This window comes from Pseudomonas sp. AC169 (genome assembly GCF_979258515.1).
The window spans coordinates 4,926,470-4,944,987 of the sequence record NZ_OZ409866.1 but is presented as its reverse complement, the minus strand read 5'-3'; the positions used below and the strand labels follow the sequence as shown (position 1 = coordinate 4,944,987).

Below are 18,518 nucleotides of genomic sequence, written 5' to 3'. Positions count from 1 at the left end.
AAAGGCTCCAGGCCGACCGGTGAGGAATGGGGGTCGGCAAAACTGCCGCGGATTGTAGAGAAACCGCCGCCAGCGGCAAAGTCGTACAGCGCTTTTCTTGCGCGCACAAAAAAGGCCCCGACGTATCGGGGCCTTCATTCAGCGGCTCATCGTCTGATCAGACGATTGTGTTGCGGCACATGACTCAGTGCTGCAACGCCGGTTTCTGCGTCCCGTTGATCGGGATGCGTTTGGCTTTCGCTTCTTCCGGGATCACGCGCAACAGGTCGATGCTCAGCAGACCGTTGCTCAGATCGGCAGCCTTGATCTCGATGTGATCGGCCAGGCGGAAGGACAGCTTGAAAGCACGCTGGGCAATGCCCTGATGCAGGAAGGTCACGCCTTCGTTGGCATCACGCTTGCCACCACTGATGGTCAGCACACCTTTCTCGACTTGCAGCTCCAGATCTTCTTCCTGGAAACCGGCTGCCGCTACGACGATGCGATATTGGTCATCACCGTGCTTTTCGACGTTGTAAGGTGGGTAGCTGCTGCCTGGCTCGTTGCGCAGGGCGGTTTCAAACAGGTCGTTGAAACGGTCGAAGCCCACCGAGGAACGGAACAGTGGCGCGAGGGAAAATGCAGTACTCATGGTTCAAATCTCCTGAAAACAATCAGCAAGTTTTTTAACTCCGCGACCCGAATTCGGCATCGCGTAACCCTTAGATAGGGACCACTGAAATGATTTCAAGAGACTATTTGCAGATTTTTTCAGGCCGCTTCAGCGACTGGCAGACCGAGCAAACGCGAGACGTGATCCGGCTCGGTCTCACGGCGCAGGACGGTGAACAGCTCCGCAGCCTCTGGATAATTGCGGGTCAGCATGGCCAGCCATTGCTTCAAACGGCCCGGTGATTGGCGTGCAGTCATCTGTGCTTTGGCTTGCAGCCAGAAGTCCTGGATCAGCGGCATCAGCTCGGCCCAGGTCATCTCGACGACTTCTTCGCCAGCGCGGGCAGCGGCGATTTGCTTGGCCAGATCCGGGCGCGAGACCAGACCGCGACCGAGCATGATGTCTTCCACGCCACTGATTTCGCGGCAACGCCGCCAGTCTTCGACGCTCCAGATATCGCCGTTGGCGAACACCGGGACTTTGACCACGTCTTGCACGCGCGGAATCCACTCCCAATGCGCCGGCGGTTTGTAGCCGTCCATTTTGGTTCGGGCGTGAACCACGATGTGCTCGGCGCCGCCTTCTGCCAGCGCGGTGGCGCAGACCAGCGAACCGTCGGGGCTGTCGAAGCCCAGGCGCATTTTTGCGGTGACGGGAATGTGCGCGGGTACAGCGCGGCGCACGTGCTCGACGATCTGGTTGAGCAGTTCAGGCTCTTTCAGCAGTACGGCGCCGCCACGGGATTTGTTCACGGTCTTGGCCGGGCAGCCGAAGTTGAGGTCGATCACCTCGGAGCCGAGTTCGCAGGCCAATGCAGCGTTTTCCGCCAGGCACACCGGGTCGGAACCGAGCAATTGCACACGCAATGGCACACCGGATGCGGTGCGGGCGCCATTTAGCAGTTCCGGGCCGAACTTGTGGAAATAGGCCGGCGTGAGCAACTGGTCGTTGACCCGAATAAATTCAGTCACGCACCAGTCGATGCCGCCAACGCGGGTCAGCACGTCGCGGAGAATGTCGTCGACCAACCCCTCCATGGGCGCCAGAGCAATTTGCATGGGAAAAACACTACTTGAGGAAAAAACGTGGGGCAGTTTACTGGATTGAGCGGCTTAAACCCACGACCACCTGTAGGAGCTGCCGAAGGCTGCGATCTTTTGATGCTGTTTTTTAGAATCAAGATCAAAAGATCGCAGCCTTCGGCAGCTCCTACAGGGATTGTGTCAGGCCGGGACCTGGATTGCGGGGCCGTAACCTTCGATGAACTCGGCCGGCATGCGCTTCGGCTTGCCCGTGGACAGCTCAATGCAGACAAACGTGGTTTGCGCACGCAACAACGTGGTGTTGTCGCTCGGGCGCTTGAGCTGGAAATGCCGGGTCATTTTCAGGCGCTGATCCCAATCGACGATCCACGTCGCCAATTGCAGTTCGTCGCCTTCATAGGCGGCGGCGAGATAATCGATCTCATGACGCACTACCGCCATCGCCCGATCCAGTCGCCGATATTCGACCAGATCCAGGCCCAGACGCTGCGAGTGGCGCCAGGCGCAACGTTCGAGCCAGGTCACGTAGACCGCGTTATTCGCGTGGCCCAGCCCGTCGATGTCTTCGGCGCCTACTTGCAGATCAATGGTAAACGGCGTTGCCCGATCCCAGCCCATGCCCCACTCCCGGTCAATGATTCAACCCGGGCAGTGTAACGGAGCTCACGCCGATTGGCGCGCCTGAAGGCTGCGGCCGGCCAGCAGTGATAACACGCCATCAACCACGCGAGGGTCGGCCAGCACACGCTGATGACCGCCGCCCTCAAGCCGCAGCAAGCGACTGTCGAACCAGGATTCGTGGATCAGTTGCGATTCCTTGACCGAGACGAAGTTGTCGTCCTCGGCATGTACGATCAGGCCGGGCATATCCAGTTGATAATGGGCAACGTCGAGAGTAGCGGCGCGCATGCCGACGTCTTGTTCGACCTGGCGGATGAACGCGGAACGGGCTCGCGGCGGCATACCGACGTAGCGGGCAAAACCGCGCAGTACGCCAAGAATGCGTGCAGGCGCGGCGATGCTGACGAGGGTTTCGGTGCGCAAGCCCAGTTGCACGGCGAGCATGGCGCTGGCGCCGCCCATGGAGTGACCGATGACCGCTTGCAGCGGCGGCAACTCGGCAGCGGCTTCGAGCATCGCCCGAGCGAACAACACGACATTGGCTTCACGCCCCGGCGAACGACCGTGGGCCGGGCCATCGAGTGCAACAACGGTATAACCGGCATCGACCAGCGCAGTGATCAGTGCGGCGAATTGGGTTGGCCGCCCTTCCCAACCGTGCATCAACAGCACTGCAGGGCCTTGACCCCAGCGCAGCGCAGAGAGGCCGAAGCGCAAAGTGATGCGCTCGGAACTGGCCAGCAGCGGCAACTCCCAATCTCGCAACGGCAGCGACCGCGGCGTCATGAACGCCAGACGCATTTTGCTCGCCACGCGTTGCGGTGCAATCCAGCCCAAGGTGCCATTAACGCCACGAATCCACTTCAACGTGTTCATCGCTCTCTCCTCAGGCCTGTTGCCTTCAGGTCAACGCACCGCCGACTTGGCAGCGCGCAGCAATCGATCGGATAAATCTCCCGGGCCCAGCGCCCTTGCCAGCGCCAGACCACCCACCATCAAGGCCACGTCGGCCAGAGCTTTGTCGGTGTCCTCAGGGCTGGACGCCAACTGCGCAATCATCAACTCCAGGTGCTCGTTCAGCGCTATGCGGAACGATTCCGGCAAACGGCCCAATTCGCCGATCGACGCTGGAATCGGACACGCTGCGTCGCTGGAATCACGGTGCTTGCGCGACAGGTAGAACGCGGCGACCAAGGCGCGACGCTCTTCACCGGTCAGTTCGGTATCCATGTCGGCAATCAGGTCGCGGCGGCGACCGAGTAACTGCTTGAACGCTTCGAGCATCATCGCGTCCTTGCTTTCAAAGTGCGCATAGAAGCCGCCAACCGTCAGGCCGGCTGCGCCCATCACTTCGCCCACGCTAGGGTCGGCCGGGCCACGCTGAATCAGTGCGGCGCTGGCAGCCTTGAGGATGCGTTCGCGGGTTTGAGCTTTTTTATCGTTCATCGTTGCCTCCGAATATTACGACTAGAATATTATTCGCATAATAATATTCTGCAAGTCAAGGATATGACCGCTGGTCTGAAGCACAGTGTAAGGAAAAAGGAGAATTGGCCAAACGCCAGACAAACAAAAGGGCCATTCAATAATTGAATGACCCTTATAAAATCCCGCAGAGCGGGTAATCGTGGCGTCCCCTAGGGGACTCGAACCCCTGTTACCGCCGTGAAAGGGCGGTGTCCTAGGCCACTAGACGAAGGGGACACAAACCTTCTGTACAACTGATCAGCGCTGAGAACTGATCGATTCAAGGCCGGTGTGGCCAGACCTTGAACTTGTAAATTGGTGGAGCTTAGCGGGATCGAACCGCTGACCTCCTGCATGCCATGCAGGCGCTCTCCCAGCTGAGCTAAAGCCCCGGATTTTTCGCCTCGCGGCGGAGCGACGTCTTGCAACATCGCTTCTGTAAAACTGGCGTCCCCTAGGGGACTCGAACCCCTGTTACCGCCGTGAAAGGGCGGTGTCCTAGGCCACTAGACGAAGGGGACGCAAACCCTTCTATACAACTGATCAACGCTGAGTGTTGATCGCTTCGAAGCCGGTGTGGCCAGGCTTCGAAGTGTAAATTGGTGGAGCTAAACGGGATCGAACCGTTGACCTCTTGCATGCCATGCAAGCGCTCTCCCAGCTGAGCTATAGCCCCTCATCGTTGATGTCATCGCTGAGGACGGGGCGAATCTTAAGGGCGTATCGAAAGCCTGTCAAACTTATTTTTGAAATTTTTCAAAGTTTTTCGTCGGCATAACAATCACTTACCGCCCTCCCCCGTAAATTCGGGGGGAAAAACGCCGAAGGCCGGAATCAAAAGATCCCGGCCTTCGGTGGTTCCCGCAGAGTCAGGCGTGCTTAAGCGATAGCGCCCAGCAGCTTTTCCCACTCTTTGTTTTCTTTCTTCGACACGCCGCCCAACAGGTCAATCGCCTGACGCAGACGGAAACGGGTCAGGTCCGGGCCAATGATTTCCATCGCATCGAGCACCGACACCGAACTCGCTTGCCCGGTGATCGCGGCAAACATCAGCGGCATCGCATCGCGCAGTTTCAACTCCAGCGACTCGACGACTGCCTGAATCGTTGCGGTGATGTTGTCCTTCTCCCACTGACGCAGGCTTTCCAGCTTCCACAGGATCAACTGCATCAATTGACGAACCTGATCGCCCGAAAGCTTTTTCGATTCGAACAGCTTGGCATCCGGATTGACGCCACCGGCGAAGAAGAAGCCGCCCAGCGGTGCAACCTGGCTGAAGGTTTCAACGCGCCCCTGAACCAGCGGCGCGATCTTCATCATGTATTCCGGGTTCAGCGCCCAGGTCTGCAGGCGGCTGGCAAATTCTTCCACCGGCAGATCACGCAGCCACTGGCCGTTGAGCCACGACAGCTTCTCGATGTCGAAGATCGGCCCGCCGAGGGAGACGCGCTTGAGGTCGAAGTTGTCGACCATTTCCTGCAGCGAGAACTTCTCGCGTTCGTCCGGCATCGACCACCCCATGCGGCCGAGGTAGTTGAGCATCGCCTCAGGCATGAAGCCCATGCGCTCGTAGAACGTCACCGAGGTCGGGTTCTTGCGCTTGGACAGCTTGCTCTTGTCCGGGTTACGCAGCAGCGGCATGTAACACAGCTCTGGCTGTTCCCAGCCGAAGTATTCGTACAGCAGAATCAGCTTCGGTGCCGATGGCAGCCACTCTTCGCCGCGCAGGACGTGGGTGATGCCCATCAGGTGGTCGTCGACGACGTTGGCGAGGAAGTACGTCGGCAGGCCGTCGGTCTTCATCAACACTTGCATGTCCATGCGATCCCACGGGATCTCGACATCGCCACGAAGCATGTCCGGCACCACGCAAACGCCTTCGCTCGGCACTTTCATGCGGATTACGTGGGGTTCGCCAGCCGCCAGACGAGCGGCGACCTCTTCTTTCGACAGCAGCAGCGCGCGGCCGTCGTAGCGTGGGGTTTCGCCACGAGCCATTTGCTCGGCGCGCATCTGATCGAGTTCTTCAGCGGTGCAGAAGCATGGGAACGCGTGGCCCATGTCGACCAGTTGCTGGCAGTACTTCTGGTAGATGTCGCCGCGCTCGCTCTGGCGATACGGACCGTGCGGGCCGCCAACGTCCGGGCCTTCGCTCCAGTCGATACCCAACCAGCGCAGGGCGTCGAAGATCTGCTGTTCGGACTCGCGGGTCGAACGCAACTGGTCGGTGTCTTCGATCCGCAGGATGAACTCACCGCCATGCTGCTTGGCAAAGCAGTAGTTGAACAATGCGATGTAAGCGGTACCTACGTGGGGATCCCCGGTAGGCGATGGCGCGATGCGAGTGCGGACGGTGGTCATGGCATGTCTCGAAAAGAATGAAAAGCAAAACAATCAAGCGGCGAATGGTAACAGGCGACACCCGCCCCGCTCCAGCAGGCAGGGCATTTAAGCCAAGTTTGCCTCTGGAACGCCCGTAAGCCGTGGTGAATGGGCAAATATCAACGGATGGCATTTACCGTTTATCGGCTGTATGCCAGATTCGCCTGCTGATAACTTTCCTTACAATTCCTCGACTACAGTTTGCCCATGCCTGCCCAACTCAAGCGTCGCCTGTTGATTTTCCTGCTGCTCGTCCTGCTGATCGCCGGGGGCTTCTTCGCCCACTGGTTTTTCAAGGGACGCTTTTATGAAAGCACCGACAACGCCTATGTCCAGGGCGAAATCACCCGTGTGTCGAGCCAATTGAGCGCGCGCATCGATGAAGTGCTGGTGCAGGACAATCAGCACGTTGAAAAAGGCCAGTTGCTGGTGCGCCTCGAACCGAATGATTTCCGTCTGGCCATCGACCGCGCCAATGCCGCCCTCGCCACCCGCGAAGCCGAACGCCTGCAGGCGCAAAGCAAACTTACACAACAATCGAGCCTGATCGCCGCCAGCGACGCGCAAGTGGCGACCACCCAAGCGACACTTGGGCGTTCGCAGATGGATTTGTCGCGCGCCGAAACCCTGCGTAAACCCGGCTACGTTTCCGAAGAGCGCGTAACCACCCTCTCCGCCGACGCCCACATCGCCCGCTCGCAAGTGGCCAAGGCCCAGGCTGACGCGCAAGGTCAGCGTCAGCAGGTCAATGCCCTGAATGCTGAGATCAAACGCCTAGATGCACAGATCGCCAACGCCCGCGCCGATCTGGCGCAAGCCGAACTCAACCTGACCCGCAGCGAAATCCACGCGCCGATCAGCGGCCTCGTCGGCCAGCGCGCCGCCCGTAACGGCCAAGTGGTGCAGGCTGGCGCTTACCTGTTGTCGATCGTCCCGGACGAAGACATCTGGGTGCAGGCCAACTTCAAGGAAACCCAGATCGGTCATATGCAACCCGGCCAAAAAGCCGAGCTGACCTTCGATGCTTATGGCGACACGCCGATCGAAGCGCGAGTCGAGAGCCTTTTCGCCGCCTCCGGTGCGCAGTTCAGCCTGCTGCCGCCTGACAACGCCACGGGCAACTTCACCAAAGTCGTGCAACGTATTCCGGTGAAACTGACCTTCAAGGCCGATAACCCGTTGCACGGCAAGATCCGTCCGGGCATGTCGGTTACCGCCACCGTGAACATCAAAGACGCCCCGGACAATGGCCGGTGATTCGCTGATCCGCCCGGTCGGCGAACCGACCCGGCGCGACTGGATTGCGGTGATGAGCGTGATGCTCGGCGCTTTCATGGCCGTGCTCGACATCCAGATCACCAACTCGTCGCTGAAAGACATTCAGGGCGCACTGTCGGCGACGCTGGAAGAAGGCTCGTGGATTTCCACATCGTATCTGGTCGCGGAAATCATCATGATCCCGCTGACCGCATGGCTGGTCCAGTTGCTCTCGGCGCGACGTCTGGCGGTGTGGGTGTCGCTGGGCTTTCTGGTTTCATCGCTACTGTGCTCAATGGCCTGGAGCCTGGAGAGCATGATCGTCTTTCGCGCCATGCAGGGTTTCACCGGCGGCGCGCTGATCCCGCTGGCATTCACCCTGACCCTGATCAAACTCCCCGAACACCACCGCGCCAAAGGCATGGCGATGTTCGCCATGACCGCCACCTTCGCGCCGTCCATCGGCCCGACGCTGGGCGGCTGGCTCACGGAAAACTGGGGCTGGGAATACATCTTCTATATCAACATTCCGCCGGGCCTGATCATGATCGCCGGGTTGATGTACGGGCTGGAGAAGAAAGAAGCGCACTGGGAGCTGCTGAAAAGCACCGACTACACCGGCATCCTCACGCTGGGGATCGGCCTCGGTTGCTTGCAGGTGTTTCTGGAAGAAGGCCATCGCAAGGACTGGCTGGAATCGAGTCTGATCGTGACGTTGGGCAGCATTGCGCTGGTGAGTTTGATCACCTTTGTGATCGTGCAGATCTCCAAACCCAATCCGCTGATCAACCTGGGCATCCTGCGTAATCGCAACTTCGGTTTATCGAGTATTTCCAGCCTGGGCATGGGTGTCGGGTTGTACGGCTCGATTTATCTGTTGCCGCTGTATCTAGCGCAGATCCAGAACTACAACGCCCTGCAGATCGGCGAAGTGATCATGTGGATGGGCGTGCCGCAGCTGTTTCTGATTCCGCTGGTGCCGAAGCTGATGAAGTTTGTTTCGCCGAAATGGCTGTGCACGATTGGCTTCGGGCTGTTCGGGCTGGCGAGTTTTTCTTCCGGAGTGCTCAATCCGGATTTTGCCGGGCCGCAGTTCAATCAGATCCAGATCATTCGTGCGCTAGGGCAGCCGTTGATCATGGTGACGATTTCGCTGATTGCCACGGCGTACATCCTGCCGCAGGACGCAGGGTCGGCGTCGAGCCTGTTCAACATTCTGCGCAATCTGGGCGGTGCGATTGGCATTGCCCTGCTGGCGACGCTGCTGGATGCGCGCACCAAGACCTACTTCGATTATTTGCGCGAGGCAGTGGTGCCGACCAATCCGCAGGTGGCGGAGCGATTGGCGTCAATGACCGATCGATTTGGCAGTGACACGGCGGCGCTGGGCAAGCTGAGCGAGATCGTCCATCAGCAGGCGGCGATCATGGCTTACAACGATGCGTTTCACTTTGTCGGTATTGCGCTGGGGGTCAGCATGCTGGCGATTTTGTTGACGAAGAAATTGCCGCAAGGGCTGAAGGCTGGCGAGTCACACTAACTGCAACTGATCGTTCCCATGCCCCGCGTGGGAATGACTCCGGTGGCGCTCTGCGTCACAGCGGACGCGGAGCGTCCGGGGCTGCATTCCCACGCAGAGCGTGGGAACGATCCTCCTTACACAGCCAAAAGCCGCTCGCGCAGTTTGGCAATCTCATCGCGCATCTGCGCCGCCGCTTCAAACTCCAGATCCCGCGCCAGCTGATACATCTTCTCTTCCAGCGCTCGAATACGCTTGGTGATCTCGCTCGGCGAACGCAATTCGGCTTCGTACTTGGCGTTCTCTTCGGCAGCCTTGGCCATGCCTTTGCGCTTCTTGCTGCGCGAGCCCGGCACGGTGGCGCCTTCCATGATGTCGGCGACGTCCTTGAATACGCCTTTCGGGGTGATGCCGTTTTCCAGGTTGAACGCGATTTGCTTGTCGCGACGTCGTTCGGTCTCGCCAATCGCCCGCTCCATCGAACCGGTCATGCGATCGGCGTAAAGAATCGCCCGGCCATTGAGGTTACGCGCCGCACGGCCGATGGTCTGGATCAGCGAGCGCTCGGAACGCAGGAAGCCTTCCTTGTCCGCGTCGAGAATCGCTACCAGCGACACTTCCGGCATGTCCAGACCTTCACGCAGAAGGTTGATGCCGACCAGCACATCGAACGTACCAAGGCGCAGATCGCGGATGATTTCGACGCGCTCCACCGTGTCGATGTCCGAGTGCAAATAACGCACGCGCACGCCGTGATCGGCAAGGTAATCAGTGAGGTCTTCGGCCATACGTTTGGTCAGCGTGGTGACCAGTACCCGCTCTTCGACGGCGACGCGTTTGCTGATTTCAGAGAGCAGATCATCGACCTGAGTCAGCGCCGGACGCACTTCAACCTGTGGGTCGACCAGACCCGTCGGGCGCACCACTTGCTCGACCACCCGCCCGGCGTGTTCGGCTTCGTAATTGCCCGGGGTCGCCGAGACAAAAATGGTCTGCGGGCTGACCCCTTCCCACTCGTCGAAACGCATCGGTCGGTTATCCAGCGCCGAGGGCAGACGGAAGCCGTACTCGACGAGGGTTTCCTTACGCGAACGGTCGCCCTTATACATCGCGCCGACCTGCGGCACGCTGACGTGGGATTCGTCGATCACCAGTAAAGCGTCGGCCGGCAGATAATCGTAGAGCGTTGGCGGCGCGGCACCGGACGGACGTCCGGACAGGTAGCGCGAGTAGTTTTCGATGCCGTTGCAGTAACCCAGTTCGAGGATCATCTCCAGGTCGAAACGGGTGCGCTGTTCCAGCCGCTGGGCTTCAACCAGTTTGTTGTTGCTGCGCAAGTATTCGAGGCGTTCCTGCAGTTCGACCTTGATGTGTTCGATGGCGTCGAGCAGGGTTTCCCGTGGCGTCACATAGTGGCTCTTCGGGTAGAAGGTGAAGCGCGGCATCTTGCGGATGACTTCGCCGGTCAGCGGGTCGAACGCGGAAATGCTCTCGACCTCGTCATCGAACAGCTCGATGCGGATCGCTTCCAGATCGGATTCCGCCGGATAGATGTCGATCACATCGCCGCGCACGCGGAAGGTCGCGCGGGCAAAGTCCATGTCGTTGCGGGTGTATTGCAGGTCGGCCAAACGCCGCAGCAGTGCACGCTGATCGAGTTTGTCGCCACGATCAACGTGCAAGACCATCTTCAGATAAGTTTCCGGACTACCCAGGCCATAGATGCACGACACCGTGGTGACGATGATCGCGTCCTTGCGCTCGAGCAGCGCTTTGGTCGCGGACAAACGCATCTGCTCGATGTGGTCGTTGATCGACGCATCCTTCTCGATGAAGGTGTCGGACGACGGCACATACGCTTCGGGCTGGTAGTAGTCGTAGTAGGAAACGAAATACTCGACCGCGTTGTTCGGGAAAAACGCCTTGAATTCGCCGTACAACTGCGCGGCCAGGGTCTTGTTCGGCGCCAGCACCAGCGTCGGGCGCTGTATTTGCGAAATGACATTGGCGATGCTGAAAGTCTTGCCCGAGCCGGTCACACCGAGCAGCGTCTGGTGCGCCAGCCCGGCTTCGATGCCTTCCACCAATTGGCGAATGGCTTCCGGCTGGTCGCCGGCGGGCTCAAAGCGAGTGACGAGCTGGAATTCGGACATATACACCTCTGGGATCGCGGCATTCCGAGCAAAGCGGAGCACCACGGGGACGACCGCAAACGACCGGTGTCGCGCAAGAAAAAACCTGGATTGTGCTCAATGTGGTGGCGATTGCCTCACCTTTCAAGGCAAACGTCCTACATCCGGTAAAGACTCTGACACGCGCAGTCGACTAACGGTCAAGAAATAATCGGAAAAACTTACCGTAAAAGCCGAATCGCCTGTCGCCATTGTTCAGTAATGGCCTCTATACTAGCTCCCCGTTTGTGCACCGCTCTAGTGCATCCGGCTGGAGCGCGACACGTCCCTCCATTTTCCATTCAGAGCCGCCGCAATAATGAGCCTGTTCTCCGCTGTCGAAATGGCACCCCGCGATCCAATCCTGGGCCTCAACGAAGCATTCAACGCCGATACCCGGACCACCAAGGTCAACCTGGGCGTGGGTGTTTACTGCAACGAAGAGGGGCGAATTCCACTTCTGCGCGCCGTGATCGAAGCCGAGACGATTCGCGTCGCTCAACACGCTTCGCGCGGTTACCTGCCGATCGATGGCATCGCTGCCTACGACCAAGCCGTGCAAAAGCTGCTGTTCGGCAATGACTCGCCGCTGATCAGCGCCGGTCGCGTCATCACCACTCAGGCCGTCGGCGGGACCGGCGCACTGAAAATCGGTGCCGACTTCCTCAAGCAACTGCTGCCGAACGCTGTTGTGGCGATCAGCGACCCGAGCTGGGAAAACCACCGCGCGCTGTTCGAAACCGCCGGTTTCCCGGTGCAGAACTACCGTTACTACGACGCAGCCACCCACGACGTAAACCGTGCCGGCATGCTCGAAGACCTCAACGCTCTGCCGAACGGCTCGATCGTTATCCTCCACGCTTGCTGCCACAACCCGACCGGCGTCGACCTGACCCCGGAGGACTGGAACAACGTGCTGGAAGTGGTCAAGGCCAAAGGTCACGTGCCGTTTCTCGACATGGCTTATCAAGGCTTTGGCGACGGTATCGACGAAGACGCCGCTGCCGTGCGCCTGTTCGCTGAATCCGGTCTGACTTTCTTTGTATCGAGTTCTTTCTCCAAGTCGTTCTCGCTGTACGGCGAACGCGTTGGTGCGCTGTCGATCATCAGCGAATCGAAAGAAGAAAGCGCGCGCGTGCTGTCGCAAGTCAAACGCGTGATTCGCACCAACTACTCCAACCCGCCGACTCACGGTGCGAGCATCGTCGCCGCTGTGTTGAACAGCCCGGAACTGCGTGCGCAGTGGGAAGCAGAGCTGGCCGAAATGCGTTTGCGCATTCGCGGCATGCGTACCCAGATGGTTGATCTGCTGGCAGAGAAAGCCCCGGGCCGCGACTTCAGCTTCGTCGGTCGTCAGCGCGGCATGTTCTCCTACTCCGGCCTGACCACCGAGCAAGTGCATCGCCTGCGTAACGAGTTCGGCATCTACGCTTTGGACACCGGCCGCATCTGCGTGGCGGCGCTGAACCAGAGCAACATCAAGGCAGTGACGGATGCGATTGTTCAGGTCATCTGATTTCGCCACGTGATGAAAAACGGGAAGCCTTGGGGCTTCCCGTTTTTTATTTGTCCGAAGGACGCCCCACACCCTCTAGACTGCACACACATCCAAATTGTGGGAGCTAGCCTGCTCGCGAATGCGGTTTGCCTGCCAACAATGATGGCGACTGACCCACCGCATTCGCGAGCAGGCTAGCTCCCACAGGTTTTGTGTTTATCCGAGAATTTTGTGAGATCAATATGAAAAACGACAACCTGCGCGCTGACCGTGACGATCTGGATGATTTCATCCCGCGCGCCTCGGCCAAACGCGAAAAAAGCCTGGTGCTGCAAGTCGCCGCCGGTGTGTTCCTGGGTGGCCTGGTGCTGTGGCTGGTGCAACTGGCAGCCACTGCGGCCTACGCCAAACTGATATTGGGCACCATCACCTTCGGCAGTTAAGTCAGTTCAGTCGCGCGCTGAGCGGCAGCATCGTCATAAATGACGTACAGCGATTCGGCGACCTGGCTTTTGATCGCCTTGGTGCTTTCCAGCCCAAGGACGAACCCTTCGGCCTTGCCACCTGCGCGGTTCAATTCCTCGGCAGTGCTGGCTTGGGTGATTGCCTCGAAGAGTTTCTCGGCGTGCGGCCCTACCCCTTTGGGCAGGCTGATTTGCGTGGTGCTCATGCGAACACCTCGTTGTTACGGGCAGAAAGTTTCATGGCGCGTACCTTTTCGGCGAATGGCCGGCAGCGCGTGTGACCACTTCCGGGCGGCCATGGTAGACCTCTGCTACGGTTCTGGTCACCGCCAATCGCAGACAAACTGCCATTCGTCCTGATGAATCGCATATTTTTGCAACGATCGCTTGACTAGTCTTTTTAAATCAGTAACATACGCACCAATTCCGCAATAGCTCAGTTGGTAGAGCAAATGACTGTTAATCATTGGGTCCCTGGTTCGAGTCCAGGTTGTGGAGCCAAATAGCAAAGCCCCTGAATCGAAAGATTCAGGGGCTTTTTTGTGGGCGCTCGAAAAGCTCAAACAAAAAGGGCCGATCTGTACAAAACAGATCGGCCCTTTTTCTATTCAGCCGCAGCCGTCAGACGTGCTCGCTGGGTCTCACCTGCACTTTCGGCGCACCGTGCCCGTGATCGTGCTCATCCGGCTCGATCACGGGCACTTCCTTGCCGTCGCAGTCGTGAAGCTTGCCGTCGCTGAAGTAATCGCCCTCACGCAGCGCCGCCAGATCACGGTAACGCAACGTCCGCTCCTCCGCCGCCGCGAACACCGATTGCTGATCCGAGTTACCGGCGGTGAAGTGGTTGAACGCCAGGTTGAGCAGGATCGCCATGATCGCCGACGAGCTGATGCCCGAGTGGAAAATGGTCGCAAACCAGCTTGGGAAGTGATCGTAGAAGTTCGGCGCAGCAATCGGGATCATGCCGAAACCGATCGAGGTGGCGACGATGATCAGGTTGACGTTGTTGCGGTAATCAACCTTCGACAGCGTGCGGATACCGCTCGCCGCCACGGTGCCGAACAGCACGATACCGGCGCCGCCGAGTACCGAGGTCGGCACTGCAGCAATGACCCGGCCCATGAACGGCAGCAGGCCAAGGATCACCAGGAAGATACCGCCAGTGGCAACCACGTAACGGCTCTTGATTCCGGTCACCGCCACCAGCCCGACGTTCTGGGCGAAGGCGCTCTGGGTGAACGAACCGAAGATCGGCGCAAACATGCTCGACAGCATGTCCGCTCGCAGGCCATTGCCGAGACGTTTGGAATCGACTTTGGTGCCGATGATTTCACCGACCGCCAGAATGTCCGCCGAAGTCTCTACCAGGGTCACCATGACCACGATGCACATCGACAGAATCGCGGCGAAATGGAAGGTCGGCATGCCGAAGTGGAACGGCGTCGGGAAGCCGAACATCGGTCCTGTGGTGACGCTGGAGAAATCCGCCATGCCGAGGAACACCGCCAGCACCGTGCCGATGACCATGGCCAACAGGATCGACAGACGCGAGATGGTCGAACTGCCGACCTTGCTCAGCAGCAACACCAATACCAGCGTGACCGCCGCCAGACCGATGTTCTGCATGCTGCCGAAGTCCGGCGCGTGACTGTTGCCACCCATGGCCCAGCGTGCGGCCACCGGCATCAGCGTCAGGCCGATGGTGGTGATCACGATACCGGTGACCAAGGGCGGGAAGAACTTGGTGATTCGCGAGAACACCGGGGTGATCAGCAATCCAATCAACGACGCCGCAATCACCGCGCCGAGCACCGACTGAAAGCCGCCCTCCCCGCCACTGCTGACGATCGCGACCATGGTCGCCACACCCGAAAACGACACGCCCTGTACCAGCGGCAACTGACAGCCAAAAAACGGTAGACCCAGGGTTTGCAGCAGCGTCGCCAGCCCCCCCGCAAACAATGAAGCAGCAATCAGCAAACCGATGTCGGCCGGCGACAGGCCGGCCGCCTGGCCGATGATCAGTGGCACCGCAACGATACCGCCGTACATGGTCAGAACATGTTGCAGGCCGTAAGCCATATTCGCGCCGACCCCGAGATTTTCGTCCTCGGGCCGTTGGTGTGAAACATGGGGCGTTTTCATGGTGGGGGGTTCCCTGGTTTTTGTTATGCGCACACTGTATTCAATACTCACGACAAATGTCCATAGAGTTGTATACAACTTATCAGTCACATAATGGATAGGTAGCCACCCAAGCTTCTAGCGCGCTGCTCCCATCCCCCACAAATCCGGCAACACTTCCTCTCCAGTGCCCTCGCCTGTCGCCACTACGCTGAAGTGTTCACGGCGACCGACGGTGCAGTCGCACTCTTTTTTATACATATAAAGTATGCATAATGAAGTCATTCACTATTAAGTACGACAAAAGCAAGAACGCAGCCAACAAACTCAAGCACAAAGGCGTCAGCCTGGCCGAAACCGGGCCGGTCTTTGACGACGAACGAGCACTGACGATCGAAGACAACGACCATGACGAACAACGCTGGATCACTATTGGCCTCAACGGCAAAGGGCGTTTGCTGGTCGTTGCGTACAGTTACCGGGAAGCGAATGTCGTTCGAATCATTTCTGCACGTGCCGCCACACCGAGCGAACGTTGCGCTTATTTTCTGGAGGCTTGACCGATGAAAGATGAATATGACTTTTCTCAGGGGAAACGCGGCGCAGTGGCGTCAAACAAAGGTAAAACCCGCATCACCATCATGCTCGACGACGCCGTCATCGAGGCAGCGCGTACGGTCGCGGAAAACGAAGGGTTCGGTTATCAGACGGTGATCAATAACACCCTGCGCCATGCCCTGCTCGATGCCGTCGCCAAATCGGAACAAGCCGAATCGAGCGGGCAATTCAAGAAAGGCATTACCGCCGCAGACCTCAAGAGTCTCGAGAAAAAACTGTCGGCAGCGGTCGGGGAAATCCGCCGAGTGCTGGAGCCCGACGCCAAGCCCTAAACGGAAACCGGTACGATCATCCGCGCCAGAGCCTGCCGTATGTGGGGCAGATCCGGCAGGTGCAGAGCAAACTCGCGCGCCAGCAATCCAATCAGCTCATCGACCTGCGTCACCTCGCGTCGCTCACTGCTGACGCCCATGCGATGAACAGCGAAACTGCCGTTATTCAGCGTCTTGCGCCAGCCCTCACCGGTACGCGCAACCATCAGACGATTGGCAAACGGTGATTCTGGATGCGTCGAAACATACCAGTTGCCAATGGTGTAATCGATGTCTTCCTGGCGTTGCAGGTCAAACAGGTACATCGGCCGCCATTCACCCGCCACGTTGGCTCGTAGCATGTAGCCGTCGGCCTGTTTTTCGATGCGATAAGGTTCGTGAGGGGTTGCTTGCTCAGTCTCGGTATCGAGGAGCAGCGGCGCGGTCGGCACCATGCCACCGAAGCCGACATCGCTGATGTAACGCACATCGTCGATAGTCACCAGACTCAAACGGTGCGTGCGCGCCGTCCAGCTGCCTTCTGGCTGATTCATCACCACCCGCCCGCTGATGGCGCGAGCGTCGAAACCCAACTCCAGCAACAAGGCAAAAAACAGGTTGTTCAGCTCATAGCAGTAACCACCGCGCCCACCGAGCAGGACTTTCTCTTCGATGGACGGCAGATCGATCAACACCGGAGCCCCGGTAATCGTCGCCAGATTTTCGAAAGCAAACACGCCGGTGTGGCGCAGTTGCAACACGCGCAAGGTTTCCAGCGTTGGCGCCGGTGGCACAGCAAAACCCAGACGTTGCAGGTACAGCTTCAGATTCGTCAGGCGTGGCTCACTCATTGCTCGATCCTTATGCATGGGGCCGCAGTTCACTGCGTTGATGGTCGCCATGTATACGGGATCGCGCAGTGTGTTCGACAATTGATTTCGCAAATCGCCTGCTAGCGTTTCTTGCGTGAACCGATACGAATCCACGCCGGCGCATGATCACTGGCGTGGGGTTCATTGCGCACCCAGGCGTCTACGCCGGCCTCATGCAGATAAGGACTCAGCGCCGGGTTGAGCAGCAAATGATCGATACGCAGTCCGGAGTTGGTTTGCCAGTGCTGGCGGAAGTAATCCCAAAACGTGTAGAGACGATCCTCGGGATACAGATGCCGCAGCGAATCGGTCCAGCCCTGATCAAGCAAACGCTGATAACACTCGCGACTCTCCGGCTGCAGCAACGCGTCCTTGAGCCAGGAACGGGTGTTGTAGATGTCCATGTCGGTAGGCACGACGTTGTAGTCGCCGGCCAGCACCACCGGGTGATCGCTGCTTTGCAGGTCTTTCGCATAGCGGATCAACCGTTCGAACCACGCCAGTTTGTAATCGAATTTCGGCCCGGGTTGCGGGTTGCCATTGGGCAGATACAGGCACCCGACCAGAATGCCGTGCACCGCTGCTTCCAGATAACGACTGTGTTTGTCATCGGGATCGCCCGGCAGGCCGCGCCGGCTCTCCAGCGGTTGCGCATCGCGGGCGAGAATCGCCACACCGTTCCACGAGGCCTGGCCTTGCCAGATCGCGCCATAACCCGCCGCTTCAAGTTCTGCAACGGGGAATGCCGTGTCAACAGACTTGAGCTCCTGCAGGCAGGCGATATCCGGCTGCTCGCGCTTGAGCCAATCCAGCAGGTTCGGCAAACGTGCGCGTAAACCGTTGACGTTGTAGGTGGCGATCCGCAGGTTTTTCATCGGTGCAGGCTCCTGCCGTGGGCTATGAAAATTGTGACCGCGTGAACATCGCGGCGGTTGCATCGGATCAGTCCGGTGCGGCGTAATAGGCGCTCGCCCTTCGCCCGCCCTGCCGAGACCTGAATCCCATGCAAACCACGCTGCAAGGTCAGCGCATCCTTCTGCGCCCGCTTGAGTATTCAGATGCCGCGGCCCTGCTCCACGCTGCCGCTGACGGCGAATTGTGGAACCTCACCGTCACCGTGGTGCCTTCGGCCAGCACGGTCGACAGTTATCTGAAAAAGGCACTCGATGGGCGTGACGCTGGCACCGTGATGCCGTTCGTGATCGTGCTGAAAGATACCGGCGAAGTCATCGGCTCCACGCGTTTCTGGAAGATAGACCCGCTCAATCGCAAGCTGGAAATCGGCAGCAGCTGGATTTCGGCGAGCTGGCAGAAATCCTTCGTCAACACCGAAGCCAAGTACCTGATGCTGCGTCACGCCTTCGAAGTGCTCGGTTGCGTGCGCGTGCAGTTCACCACCGACGAGAACAATCAGAAGTCACGCAACGCCATCCTGCGTCTTGGCGCTCACCAGGAAGGTATCGTCCGGCATGAGCGGATCATGCCGGACGGGCGCAAGCGCAATTCGGTGCGGTTCAGCATCATCGACGACGAGTGGCCGCAGGTTCGCTTGCATCTGGAGCAGAAACTCGGCGCCTGA

The 18,518-nt window shown here is 58.9% G+C and carries 18 protein-coding genes and 5 tRNA genes; 8 read left to right on the top strand and 15 right to left on the bottom strand.

Annotated elements, in window-relative coordinates; translation table 11 throughout:
* Positions 1-184 precede the first annotated feature (184 nt).
* The 10 genes from ACZZ0G_RS22060 to gltX all read right to left on the bottom strand — a co-directional run bounded on the left by ACZZ0G_RS22060 (position 185) and on the right by gltX (position 6,144).
* The gene (locus ACZZ0G_RS22060; RefSeq protein WP_007913433.1) at positions 185-631 is read right to left on the bottom strand and encodes an Hsp20 family protein; all 447 of its coding nucleotides are present in this window, start codon (positions 629-631) and stop codon (positions 185-187) included.
* A gap of 119 nt (positions 632-750) precedes the next feature.
* Complete coding sequence (locus ACZZ0G_RS22055; protein ID WP_137218004.1) at positions 751-1,710, bottom strand: tRNA dihydrouridine synthase; 960 nt, start codon at positions 1,708-1,710, stop codon at positions 751-753.
* A gap of 165 nt (positions 1,711-1,875) precedes the next feature.
* Positions 1,876-2,313 carry an acyl-CoA thioesterase gene (locus ACZZ0G_RS22050; RefSeq protein WP_158954628.1) on the bottom strand — a complete coding sequence of 146 codons (438 nt, stop codon included), beginning with the start codon at positions 2,311-2,313 and terminating at the stop codon, positions 1,876-1,878.
* 45 nt (positions 2,314-2,358) lie between these two features.
* Positions 2,359-3,192 (bottom strand): alpha/beta fold hydrolase, encoded by an 834-nt coding sequence (locus tag ACZZ0G_RS22045; RefSeq protein WP_463557510.1) that lies wholly within the window; start codon positions 3,190-3,192, stop codon positions 2,359-2,361.
* 30 nt (positions 3,193-3,222) lie between these two features.
* Positions 3,223-3,762 (bottom strand): TetR/AcrR family transcriptional regulator, encoded by a 540-nt coding sequence (locus ACZZ0G_RS22040; RefSeq protein ID WP_077571915.1) that lies wholly within the window; start codon positions 3,760-3,762, stop codon positions 3,223-3,225.
* 182 nt (positions 3,763-3,944) lie between these two features.
* Positions 3,945-4,020, bottom strand: a tRNA-Glu gene (locus ACZZ0G_RS22035).
* Between the two features lie 79 nt (positions 4,021-4,099).
* A tRNA-Ala gene (locus ACZZ0G_RS22030) sits at positions 4,100-4,175 on the bottom strand.
* A 53-nt stretch (positions 4,176-4,228) separates the two neighbouring features.
* Positions 4,229-4,304: transfer RNA gene (locus ACZZ0G_RS22025), tRNA-Glu, on the bottom strand.
* Between the two features lie 79 nt (positions 4,305-4,383).
* A tRNA-Ala gene (locus ACZZ0G_RS22020) sits at positions 4,384-4,459 on the bottom strand.
* Positions 4,460-4,662: 203 nt separating this feature from the next.
* On the bottom strand, positions 4,663-6,144 hold the full coding sequence (gene gltX / locus ACZZ0G_RS22015; RefSeq protein WP_105705073.1) for a glutamate--tRNA ligase: 1,482 nt from the start codon (positions 6,142-6,144) through the stop codon (positions 4,663-4,665).
* A 228-nt stretch (positions 6,145-6,372) separates the two neighbouring features.
* Here gltX and ACZZ0G_RS22010 point away from each other — a divergent pair, with 228 nt between their 5' ends.
* Together ACZZ0G_RS22010 and ACZZ0G_RS22005 are read left to right on the top strand one after the other, a co-directional pair.
* Complete coding sequence (locus ACZZ0G_RS22010; RefSeq protein ID WP_463557509.1) at positions 6,373-7,422, top strand: HlyD family secretion protein; 1,050 nt, start codon at positions 6,373-6,375, stop codon at positions 7,420-7,422.
* Positions 7,412-8,962: an MDR family MFS transporter gene (locus ACZZ0G_RS22005; RefSeq protein ID WP_463557508.1), complete on the top strand. Its 1,551-nt coding sequence runs from the start codon at positions 7,412-7,414 to the stop codon at positions 8,960-8,962. Before ACZZ0G_RS22010 ends, ACZZ0G_RS22005 begins: the two co-directional genes overlap by 11 nt.
* A 116-nt stretch (positions 8,963-9,078) precedes the next feature.
* On the opposite strand, the gene uvrB is transcribed toward ACZZ0G_RS22005, so the two are convergent.
* Positions 9,079-11,094 carry an excinuclease ABC subunit UvrB gene (gene uvrB, locus ACZZ0G_RS22000; RefSeq protein ID WP_463557507.1) on the bottom strand — a complete coding sequence of 672 codons (2,016 nt, stop codon included), beginning with the start codon at positions 11,092-11,094 and terminating at the stop codon, positions 9,079-9,081.
* A gap of 337 nt (positions 11,095-11,431) precedes the next feature.
* Between uvrB and ACZZ0G_RS21995 the strand changes: the two genes are divergently transcribed.
* Both ACZZ0G_RS21995 and ACZZ0G_RS21990 read left to right on the top strand, forming a co-directional pair.
* On the top strand, positions 11,432-12,628 hold the full coding sequence (locus ACZZ0G_RS21995) for an amino acid aminotransferase (protein WP_463557506.1): 1,197 nt from the start codon (positions 11,432-11,434) through the stop codon (positions 12,626-12,628).
* A gap of 224 nt (positions 12,629-12,852) precedes the next feature.
* Positions 12,853-13,053, top strand: coding sequence for a hypothetical protein (locus tag ACZZ0G_RS21990; protein WP_463557505.1), 201 nt, complete (start codon positions 12,853-12,855; stop codon positions 13,051-13,053).
* Here ACZZ0G_RS21990 and ACZZ0G_RS21985 read toward each other — a convergent pair.
* Positions 13,050-13,280 (bottom strand): hypothetical protein, encoded by a 231-nt coding sequence (locus ACZZ0G_RS21985; protein WP_463557504.1) that lies wholly within the window; start codon positions 13,278-13,280, stop codon positions 13,050-13,052. The genes ACZZ0G_RS21990 and ACZZ0G_RS21985 overlap by 4 nt on opposite strands.
* Before the next feature lie 219 nt (positions 13,281-13,499).
* On the opposite strand from ACZZ0G_RS21985, the gene ACZZ0G_RS21980 reads away from it, so the two are divergent.
* Positions 13,500-13,575: transfer RNA gene (locus ACZZ0G_RS21980), tRNA-Asn, on the top strand.
* Positions 13,576-13,695: 120 nt separating this feature from the next.
* Here the strand turns inward: ACZZ0G_RS21980 and ACZZ0G_RS21975 are convergent.
* A complete protein-coding gene (locus ACZZ0G_RS21975; protein WP_463396994.1) occupies positions 13,696-15,219 on the bottom strand; it encodes a nucleobase:cation symporter-2 family protein in 1,524 nt (507 codons plus the stop codon).
* 254 nt (positions 15,220-15,473) lie between these two features.
* On the opposite strand from ACZZ0G_RS21975, the gene ACZZ0G_RS21970 reads away from it, so the two are divergent.
* Together ACZZ0G_RS21970 and ACZZ0G_RS21965 are read left to right on the top strand one after the other, a co-directional pair.
* A complete protein-coding gene (locus tag ACZZ0G_RS21970) occupies positions 15,474-15,758 on the top strand; it encodes a BrnT family toxin (RefSeq protein WP_463396995.1) in 285 nt (94 codons plus the stop codon).
* A 3-nt stretch (positions 15,759-15,761) separates the two neighbouring features.
* Positions 15,762-16,088: a BrnA antitoxin family protein gene (locus tag ACZZ0G_RS21965; RefSeq protein WP_463557503.1), complete on the top strand. Its 327-nt coding sequence runs from the start codon at positions 15,762-15,764 to the stop codon at positions 16,086-16,088.
* On the opposite strand, the gene ACZZ0G_RS21960 is transcribed toward ACZZ0G_RS21965, so the two are convergent.
* Both ACZZ0G_RS21960 and xth read right to left on the bottom strand, forming a co-directional pair.
* A complete protein-coding gene (locus ACZZ0G_RS21960; RefSeq protein WP_463557502.1) occupies positions 16,085-16,918 on the bottom strand; it encodes an arylamine N-acetyltransferase family protein in 834 nt (277 codons plus the stop codon). The two genes, ACZZ0G_RS21965 and ACZZ0G_RS21960, sit on opposite strands and share 4 nt — an antisense overlap.
* Positions 16,919-17,019: 101 nt before the next feature.
* Entirely contained in the window at positions 17,020-17,814 is a 795-nt protein-coding gene (xth, locus tag ACZZ0G_RS21955; RefSeq protein ID WP_463557501.1) for an exodeoxyribonuclease III, read from the bottom strand.
* Between the two features lie 128 nt (positions 17,815-17,942).
* On the opposite strand from xth, the gene ACZZ0G_RS21950 reads away from it, so the two are divergent.
* The gene (locus ACZZ0G_RS21950; protein WP_463557500.1) at positions 17,943-18,518 is read left to right on the top strand and encodes a GNAT family N-acetyltransferase; all 576 of its coding nucleotides are present in this window, start codon (positions 17,943-17,945) and stop codon (positions 18,516-18,518) included.

What these genes read in the sequence shown, in the direction of transcription:
- ACZZ0G_RS22060 (WP_007913433.1), bottom strand. Translation starts at nt 631, where the DNA reads ATGAGTACTGCATTTTCCCTCGCGCCACTGTTCCGTTCCTCGGTGGGC.
- ACZZ0G_RS22055 (WP_137218004.1), bottom strand. Translation starts at nt 1,710, where the DNA reads ATGCAAATTGCTCTGGCGCCCATGGAGGGGTTGGTCGACGACATTCTC.
- ACZZ0G_RS22050 (WP_158954628.1), bottom strand. Translation starts at nt 2,313, where the DNA reads ATGGGCTGGGATCGGGCAACGCCGTTTACCATTGATCTGCAAGTAGGC.
- ACZZ0G_RS22045 (WP_463557510.1), bottom strand. Translation starts at nt 3,192, where the DNA reads ATGAACACGTTGAAGTGGATTCGTGGCGTTAATGGCACCTTGGGCTGG.
- ACZZ0G_RS22040 (WP_077571915.1), bottom strand. Translation starts at nt 3,762, where the DNA reads ATGAACGATAAAAAAGCTCAAACCCGCGAACGCATCCTCAAGGCTGCC.
- gltX (WP_105705073.1), bottom strand. Translation starts at nt 6,144, where the DNA reads ATGACCACCGTCCGCACTCGCATCGCGCCATCGCCTACCGGGGATCCC.
- ACZZ0G_RS22010 (WP_463557509.1), top strand. Translation starts at nt 6,373, where the DNA reads ATGCCTGCCCAACTCAAGCGTCGCCTGTTGATTTTCCTGCTGCTCGTC.
- ACZZ0G_RS22005 (WP_463557508.1), top strand. Translation starts at nt 7,412, where the DNA reads ATGGCCGGTGATTCGCTGATCCGCCCGGTCGGCGAACCGACCCGGCGC.
- uvrB (WP_463557507.1), bottom strand. Translation starts at nt 11,094, where the DNA reads ATGTCCGAATTCCAGCTCGTCACTCGCTTTGAGCCCGCCGGCGACCAG.
- ACZZ0G_RS21995 (WP_463557506.1), top strand. Translation starts at nt 11,432, where the DNA reads ATGAGCCTGTTCTCCGCTGTCGAAATGGCACCCCGCGATCCAATCCTG.
- ACZZ0G_RS21990 (WP_463557505.1), top strand. Translation starts at nt 12,853, where the DNA reads ATGAAAAACGACAACCTGCGCGCTGACCGTGACGATCTGGATGATTTC.
- ACZZ0G_RS21985 (WP_463557504.1), bottom strand. Translation starts at nt 13,280, where the DNA reads ATGAGCACCACGCAAATCAGCCTGCCCAAAGGGGTAGGGCCGCACGCC.
- ACZZ0G_RS21975 (WP_463396994.1), bottom strand. Translation starts at nt 15,219, where the DNA reads ATGAAAACGCCCCATGTTTCACACCAACGGCCCGAGGACGAAAATCTC.
- ACZZ0G_RS21970 (WP_463396995.1), top strand. Translation starts at nt 15,474, where the DNA reads ATGAAGTCATTCACTATTAAGTACGACAAAAGCAAGAACGCAGCCAAC.
- ACZZ0G_RS21965 (WP_463557503.1), top strand. Translation starts at nt 15,762, where the DNA reads ATGAAAGATGAATATGACTTTTCTCAGGGGAAACGCGGCGCAGTGGCG.
- ACZZ0G_RS21960 (WP_463557502.1), bottom strand. Translation starts at nt 16,918, where the DNA reads ATGAGTGAGCCACGCCTGACGAATCTGAAGCTGTACCTGCAACGTCTG.
- xth (WP_463557501.1), bottom strand. Translation starts at nt 17,814, where the DNA reads ATGAAAAACCTGCGGATCGCCACCTACAACGTCAACGGTTTACGCGCA.
- ACZZ0G_RS21950 (WP_463557500.1), top strand. Translation starts at nt 17,943, where the DNA reads ATGCAAACCACGCTGCAAGGTCAGCGCATCCTTCTGCGCCCGCTTGAG.